The following is a 7,272-nucleotide window of genomic DNA, read 5'->3' on the forward strand; positions in this document are numbered from 1 at the left end:
GTTGGGGAGTAGGAGTGGAGCCTTTGCAATGTCTTAAATTGCATTTGGAAAAAGTAGGGTTTGAGACACAACTTATTAATATTTTTAATGTTTTAGAGTGTAACTTTCAAGCACAGCTTGATTTAGTGGCTGAAGTTGATGTGGTAATTGGTTGGTCTTTAGGTGGGCAGTTAGCGACTCAACTGGTTGATATTTTTTATAAGCAAACTGGGCAAACTAAAACATTAATTACGCTTGCTTCAAACCCTTGTTTTGTTGCCAATGCTCATTGGCAAACTGCAATGCCTACTGATGTGTTTAGTCAATTTAAAGCTTCTTTTTTTAAAAATCCGCAAGCTACTTTAAAACGTTTTTATTATTTAATTACACTCGGTTCAACTCAAGCTAAACAAGATTGGGTAAGCGTACAAAACATCGCAAACCCACCTCCAAGCGAATTACTGTCAGAAGGTTTGCAAATGCTTGAACAACTAAATTTGGTAGATAACTTAAAAAATTATCTTGGCCGACAGCTTCATCTATTCGCTGAGCAAGATAATGTCATTCCTTGCAAAATTGTTGAAAATTTTAAAGAGATCGTGACAGAAAACATAAATTATAAAGTGCTAAAAGGCACTACCCATGCTTTTCCATACCTAGAAGTGGATCGAACAATTGAAGAAATCTGCCAATTTTTAACAATTCATCAGCAAAGTTAATAAGCTTTGATTGATCTCGCAATTTTCTTTCATTCTTAACAGGTTTAACATGTGCTAAATGAAAGATTTGATTGCTGTAAAAGGGTATAGAGGATGACCGATAAATTTGATTTGGAACATATTTGGCATCCATATACCTCAATGACTCAACCTTTACCAACCTTTAAAGTTAAACGTGCCTATGGGGCAACGATTGAACTCGACGATGGTACGACTTTAATTGATGGTATGTCGTCTTGGTGGTGTGCAATACACGGCTATAACCATCCTGAACTCAATCAGGCAGTAACAGATCAATTACAGAATATGTCACATATCATGTTTGGTGGTTTAACCCATGACCCTGCCATTGAACTTGGAAAAATTCTCTTAAAAATTACACCGCCAAGTCTAGATAAAATTTTTTATGCAGATTCGGGATCGGTTGCTGTTGAGGTTGCTTTGAAAATGGCTGTGCAATTTTGGACAGCTCAAGGCCAACCGCAAAAAACAAATTTTATTACTACACGTTCTGGTTATCACGGTGATACATGGAATGCGATGTCTGTTTGTGATCCAGTGACAGGCATGCATCAGATTTTTGGTACAAGTTTACCAAATCGGCTTTTTGTAGCAGCACCGCAAACCAAATTTCATGAAGAATGGAACCAAGAAGATATTGCTGAGCTAGAACAGGCCATTCAGCAAAATCATGAAAATCTTGCTGCACTGATTATTGAGCCAATTGTACAAGGTGCAGGGGGCATGCGTTTTTATCATCCTGAATATTTACGTCAAGTGAAAGCACTTTGTGAACAATATAACCTGCTCTTAATTTTTGATGAAATTGCCACTGGTTTCGGTCGCACGGGTAAGCTCTTTGCGTGGGAACATGCCCAAGTTGAGCCAGACATTATGTGTATAGGTAAAGGGCTAACAGGCGGCTATATGACTCTGTCGGCTACTTTAACCACAAAGCATGTTGCAGAAACGATTAGTCGCGGTGAGGCTGGGGTGTTTATGCACGGCCCAACTTTTATGGCCAATCCACTTGCTTGTGCCGTTGCTTTAAAAAGTACGCAATTGTTAATTGAACAAGATTGGCAGGCCAATATTAAGCGAATTGAGCAACAGCTTAGCCAATATTTAATGCCTTTAAATCACCTTGATTATGTTGCCGATGTACGAGTGCTCGGTGCAATTGGTGTAGTAGAACTCACCTTTAATGTTGATATGAAAACTTTACAGCAACAATTTGTAGACCGTGGAATCTGGATTCGTCCTTTTGGAAAATTGGTTTATGTGATGCCACCGTATGTCATCACTCATCAAGAGTTAAATGATTTGCTTGAACAATTGGTTGAGGTTGTTCAAACGATGCAGGGAGCGCATTAAGATGTCATTGCTCGATCATTTTGCTGCCGAGTTAGATGAGTTAAAACAACAAGGTAACTTCAGACAATTTACTAAAAATGTGCAGCATGACCGTTTTATTACGATTCAAAATAAAACGATGCTCAACTTAGCTTCAAATGACTATCTTGGGTTAGCTGCTGATATTAATCTTCGTCAAGAATTTTTAGATAGCTATCCATTAGAACGAAGCTATTTTAGTTCTTCATCTTCACGCTTATTAACGGGTAATTTTGAAGAATATGAACAGTTAGAAAATAGCCTAAGTAAAGCATTTGGTGATCGGGCAGCTCTATTATTCAATAGTGGCTACCATATGAATATTGGTATTTTGCCAGCTGTCGCCGATAGTAAAACTTTAATATTGGCGGATAAGTTAGTCCATGCGAGCATGATTGATGGGATCCGTTTATCTGGTGCTCAATATGTGCGTTATCGACATAACGATTTACAGCACTTAGAACAACTTCTACAAAAATATCATGATGATGAAAAGATTGAACGAATTATTGTGGTCACAGAAAGTATTTTTAGTATGGATGGGGATGAAACGGATTTAGCAGCTTTAGTCCAGCTCAAAAAGCGTTTTGCTAAAACCATGTTATATGTCGATGAAGCGCATTCAATTGGTGTGCGTGGTCAGCAAGGCTTAGGATGTGCTGAACAATATAATGTGATTCAGGAAATTGATTTTCTAGTCGGTACTTTGGGTAAAGCATTAGCAGCAGTCGGTGGTTACATTATTTGCGATCCAATTATTAAAAATTATCTTATTAATAAAATGCGCCCACTTATTTTTAGTACTGCACAGCCACCGATTGTGATGGCATGGGCAAACTTTATTTTTCAAAAAGTATTAGTTGCTCAACCTCAGCGTCAACATTTAAAAAATATTAGCCAATATCTTCAACAAGCTGTTGTGCAAAAGGGCTACGATAGCCCATCGACCAGCCATATTATTCCAGTCATTGTGGGAGAGAGTCAGGCTGCTATCGATAAAGCAAAGCAGGTTCAGGAAAGTGGTTTTTATGCGATGCCTGTACGTCCGCCAACAGTACCTAGAAATAGTTCGCGTTTGCGTATTTCTTTAACGTCAATGGTGCAGCAACATGAGCTTGAAGAATTGGTGAGTTTTCTGTGAGTTTGAATAAAAACTTGGTTGCCCAGCGTTTTGCCAAAGCAGGGCAAAGCTATTCAGAACATGCAGTTGTTCAAAAACAAATTTGCCAAAATTTAACACGATTACTCCAGCAGTTTTGCCCGAGTATGATGTCACGTGTCTTTGAAATTGGTTGTGGTTCTGGCAATTTAACTCGTCTTATTACTGCATCTTTTCAAATCGAAGAGTTAATTTTGAATGATCTGTATACAGATGTGCAGCAGCATTTTAATTCTCACGAAAGTTTGGAGTGGTTGATTGGAGACGTTGAGACGTTAGAGCTTCCGCAGCAGCTCGATATGATTGTGTCAGGTTCAGCTTTGCAGTGGATGCAAGATTTATCCCGTTTGCTTAAACGTTGCAATGAGGCTTTAGTCGATCAAGGTTGGTTATGCTTTTCAACATTCGGCTTTAAAAACTTATTAGAGATTAAAGAATTAACAGGACAAGGTTTAAGTTATTGGTCATTTGAAAGTTGGAATAGTGCCTTAACTCAAGCTGGTTTTGAGATTTTGCATTTGTCAGAGTCCGAAGCTCAACTCTATTTCGATTCGCCTAAAGATGTGTTGCAGCATTTAAAAGCAACAGGTGTAACGGCAACTGCTCAGCATCGTTGGACTAAGCAAACTTTACAGCAGTTTTATCAAGATTATGATCGGTTTAAGTGTGCCGAGGGATATTCCCTAACATATCATCCGATTTATTGTATTGCCCGGAGAATGAAGTAAATGAGTGGCCAGATCTATTTTGTGAGTGGGATTGATACCGAAATTGGTAAAACCTACGCGACAGGTTTCTTAGCGAAATTATGGACTGAGCAGGGTAAAAAAGTGATTACCCAAAAACTCATTCAGACAGGTAATGCTGATATTTCTGAAGATATCGAAAAGCACCGTGAAATTATGGGTCAAGGCTGGTTTCAAGAAGATCATGACAAGCTCACTATGCCTGAAATTTTTAGTTATCCAGCTTCACCTCATTTAGCAACACGTCTTGATAACCGAGAAATTGATTTTCAAAAAATTGAAAAAGCGACTCAAACATTAGCTGAACGTTTTGAAATTGTATTGTTAGAAGGTGCGGGAGGCTTAATGGTGCCATTAACCACCAGTCTGCTGACCATCGATTATGTGGCTCAGCACCAGTTTCCGGTTATTTTAGTAACCTCGGGTCGACTCGGAAGTATTAATCACACTTTACTTAGTCTTGAAGCACTTAAAACTCGTGGACTGAAATTAAAAGCCTTGGTTTATAACCTAAAAGATGAATCAAAAGATCCATTAATTTCTCAAGATACTTCAAATTATTTGAAAGATTATTTAGCTGTTCATTTCCCTGAAGCTGAATGGATTGAACTGGCAAAAATGAATTAAGTTCAACGGGCTATAAAAAACCGCTCTTATAAGAGCGGTTTTTTACATCTTATGCATATTTTAGAATTTCTTAGAGCCACGGTTAAAGCCAGTCGCTTTACGTTGGCTACCCGTATTAACTGGAGCTTCTTTTTCATCATCACGACGTTGTTGACGTAAGTAACCGCCACGACGCGCTGCCATTGGTTTTTCAGTCATACGATCAGTACGACGTTTTGCCATACCAAATAAACCTGTACCTTGGCGTGGTTTTAACTCAACTGATTTTGCTAAGTTGTCGATGTCAGTTTTGTCGAGTTCCATCCAACGGCCAGTACGTAATTCGCGTGGTAAAATAACGGTACCATAGCGTGTACGTAATAAACGACTTACTTTAAGATCTTGCGATTCGAAAATACGACGTACTTCGCGGTTACGGCCTTCTTTCACTACGACTTGGTACCAGCGGTTAATACCTTCACCACCAATTTCAGAGAATGATTCGAATTTGGCTTGGCCATCTTCGAGCTCTACTCCAGTGACCATATTTTGGCGTATTTTAGGGGTTACTTCACCCATAACTCGAACAGCATATTCACGTTCAATTTCATTTGATGGATGCATTAAGCGATTAGCGAGTTCACCATCATTTGTGAAGAGTAATAAACCCGTACTGTTAATATCCAGACGACCTACCATTACCCAGCGGTCATTGGCAATTTGTGGTAAATGATCAAATACGGTCGGGCGTTTTTCAGGATCATTCCGTGAACAGATTTCACCCTCAGGCTTATAATAAATCAGTACACGACGACGAATCTCGTCTTCAATCTGAAACTGAACTTTGCGGCCATCAATGCGTAATTCATCGCCTGGTTCAATGCGCTCACCCACTTGGGCAACACGACCGTTTACACTCACGCGTCCTGCGGCAATAACCTCTTCCATATATCGGCGGGAACCTAATCCGATTCGCGCTAATACCTTTTGCAATTTTTCACTCATGACAGCACAACCTTAGACATAATGATCAACAGTCCACCTCTTTATGATTTCGGTGCATTTGCATCGAGAGCCATAAAGGCTTCCTTGGCGTTCTGTAGGGGAGGCAATTGGCCTAGCGAAGCTAGACCAAAAGCATTCAGAAACTGAGGCGTTGTAATTAGCAACGCAGGTCTTCCGGGTAAATCTCTAAAACCAGCTTCTTTAATCCAGTTCCAGTCAAATAGTGTTCTAAGAATCTGACTATTATTAGATACACCACGAATTTGTTCAATATCAGCTCGGGTAACCGGTTGATGATAAGCAATGACAGCCAGGGTTTCTAGTAATGAAGGCGACAGTTTTGTTGGTCGCTCTGGCCAAATTTGCGCAATAATACTACGATATTTAGATCTTACCTGAAAGCGAAACCCTTGCGCTGTTTCAATCAACTCAATAGACCGGCCATGTTGTAATAGCGCAAGCTGTTGTAAAAGTTGGCGAAGCTGTTGTTTATTGTACTGATTATTAAATGCTTCTTTTAAGCGAGCAATAGAAACAGGCGCTTCACTGGCAAAGATAATTGCTTCAAGTTGTAATAAGACTTCATGATGTATGTCAGCTAATGACAAATCACTATTATTTTGTTCGAAACTACTCATAGTGAAGATCCTTGAATTGCTAAGGGGGCTTCAATACCAGTGGCAATAATTTTAATTTTCTGCTGGCGGGTTAACTCTAAAACCGCCATAAATGTTACAACCATTCCCATACGGCCCTGTTGGGGGTTGAGTAATTCTTTAAAACTTAACACGTCGCCAGACTCTAATTTCTCTTCAATATATGCGATGCGTTCTTCAAGTAAAACAGGTTCTTGAGCAATAACGTGCGTAACAGGTTCTGGACGGTTAAATACACAGAACAAAGCATCATGTAGCGCTGAGATATCGTAACCTTCATAAATAGGCGAGATATGGCCTAAGCTTACATTAGCACTAAATGTATCGCGCTCAAGAATTGGCATTTGACCTAAACGCTCAGCTGCTTGCTTAATACGTAGATAAGTCTCAAGACGATCAATAAGCTCCTGCTTAGGATCTTTTTCAATGCTTATAATTGTAGGTTTCGGTAAAAGTAGGCGAGATTTTAGGTCGGCCAATAGAGCAGCCATTACCATATAATCTGCCGTTAACTCGATATTTAAAGACTTCATACTATCCATATAAGCTAAATATTGAGTCGCAATAGGCGCAATATCGAGTTGAATTAAATCGAAACCATTTTTCTGAATCAGATAGATTAAAAAATCTAATGGACCTTCAAAATGCTCGAGCAAAATCTCAAATGCAGCTGGAGGTATATAGAGATCTTCAGGAATCTTGTCATGCCACTCATCTAAAACACGGATGTGTGGAGCGTCTTCCATGGATTGATGAAGTGATTGATTCATTACGATTATAAGCCACGCGAATTTTCAAAAGCATGAGACTTGTTATTCAAGTCAAAGACAGCTGTAAGTAGAAGAACAGCAGATAGTGAAAATCATTCTAAATGAATTGTGTCTTTTAATAAATTACTTAACGACTAAAGTGTAAAAAAAATCCAAAATAAATAAAGAGTATTTTTTTGAGTGATAATACTTTTTTTTAAACTATTGGTAAAAAATGTAAGTGCTTATTCAAAAGCACTT

At 38.9% G+C, this 7,272-nt stretch carries 8 protein-coding genes; 5 read left to right on the forward strand and 3 right to left on the reverse strand.

What is annotated here, in order from left to right; translation table 11 throughout:
* From HUN22_RS14395 to bioD, 5 genes are all read left to right on the forward strand, one after another.
* A partial coding sequence (locus tag HUN22_RS14395) for a hydrolase (RefSeq protein WP_174730658.1) occupies positions 1–698 on the forward strand: 698 nt, incomplete at its 5' end.
* 93 nt (positions 699–791) lie between these two features.
* A complete protein-coding gene (bioA, locus tag HUN22_RS14400; RefSeq protein WP_174730661.1) occupies positions 792–2,072 on the forward strand; it encodes an adenosylmethionine--8-amino-7-oxononanoate transaminase in 1,281 nt (426 codons plus the stop codon).
* Between the two features lies 1 nt (position 2,073).
* The gene (locus HUN22_RS14405; RefSeq protein ID WP_174730664.1) at positions 2,074–3,231 is read left to right on the forward strand and encodes an 8-amino-7-oxononanoate synthase; all 1,158 of its coding nucleotides are present in this window, start codon (positions 2,074–2,076) and stop codon (positions 3,229–3,231) included.
* Positions 3,228–3,977, forward strand: a complete 750-nt coding sequence (bioC, locus tag HUN22_RS14410) for a malonyl-ACP O-methyltransferase BioC (RefSeq protein WP_174730667.1) — start codon at positions 3,228–3,230, stop codon at positions 3,975–3,977. The genes HUN22_RS14405 and bioC overlap by 4 nt, the downstream gene beginning before the upstream one ends.
* Positions 3,978–4,622 carry a dethiobiotin synthase gene (gene bioD / locus HUN22_RS14415; RefSeq protein WP_174730670.1) on the forward strand — a complete coding sequence of 215 codons (645 nt, stop codon included), beginning with the start codon at positions 3,978–3,980 and terminating at the stop codon, positions 4,620–4,622.
* Positions 4,623–4,682: 60 nt separating this feature from the next.
* Here bioD and rluB read toward each other — a convergent pair whose 3' ends face one another.
* The 3 genes from rluB to HUN22_RS14430 are packed head-to-tail and all read right to left on the reverse strand — an operon-like array spanning position 4,683 to position 7,032.
* A complete protein-coding gene (gene rluB / locus HUN22_RS14420; RefSeq protein ID WP_174730673.1) occupies positions 4,683–5,606 on the reverse strand; it encodes a 23S rRNA pseudouridine(2605) synthase RluB in 924 nt (307 codons plus the stop codon).
* Positions 5,607–5,647: 41 nt separating this feature from the next.
* Positions 5,648–6,244 carry an SMC-Scp complex subunit ScpB gene (gene scpB, locus HUN22_RS14425; RefSeq protein WP_002120355.1) on the reverse strand — a complete coding sequence of 199 codons (597 nt, stop codon included), beginning with the start codon at positions 6,242–6,244 and terminating at the stop codon, positions 5,648–5,650.
* Positions 6,241–7,032 (reverse strand): segregation and condensation protein A, encoded by a 792-nt coding sequence (locus tag HUN22_RS14430; RefSeq protein ID WP_174730676.1) that lies wholly within the window; start codon positions 7,030–7,032, stop codon positions 6,241–6,243. Before HUN22_RS14430 ends, scpB begins: the two co-directional genes overlap by 4 nt.
* Positions 7,033–7,272: the final 240 nt, after the last annotated feature.

The sequence above is a fragment of the Acinetobacter lactucae genome, from assembly GCF_013344765.1.
GTDB classification, from domain to species: domain Bacteria; phylum Pseudomonadota; class Gammaproteobacteria; order Pseudomonadales; family Moraxellaceae; genus Acinetobacter; species Acinetobacter lactucae_A.

Coding starts and splice junctions, on each gene's coding strand:
- rluB (WP_174730673.1), bottom strand. CDS start 5,606: ATGAGTGAAAAATTGCAAAAGGTATTAGCGCGAATCGGATTAGGTTCC.
- bioA (WP_174730661.1), top strand. CDS start 792: ATGACCGATAAATTTGATTTGGAACATATTTGGCATCCATATACCTCA.
- HUN22_RS14405 (WP_174730664.1), top strand. CDS start 2,074: ATGTCATTGCTCGATCATTTTGCTGCCGAGTTAGATGAGTTAAAACAA.
- scpB (WP_002120355.1), bottom strand. CDS start 6,244: ATGAGTAGTTTCGAACAAAATAATAGTGATTTGTCATTAGCTGACATA.
- HUN22_RS14430 (WP_174730676.1), bottom strand. CDS start 7,032: ATGAATCAATCACTTCATCAATCCATGGAAGACGCTCCACACATCCGT.
- bioD (WP_174730670.1), top strand. CDS start 3,978: ATGAGTGGCCAGATCTATTTTGTGAGTGGGATTGATACCGAAATTGGT.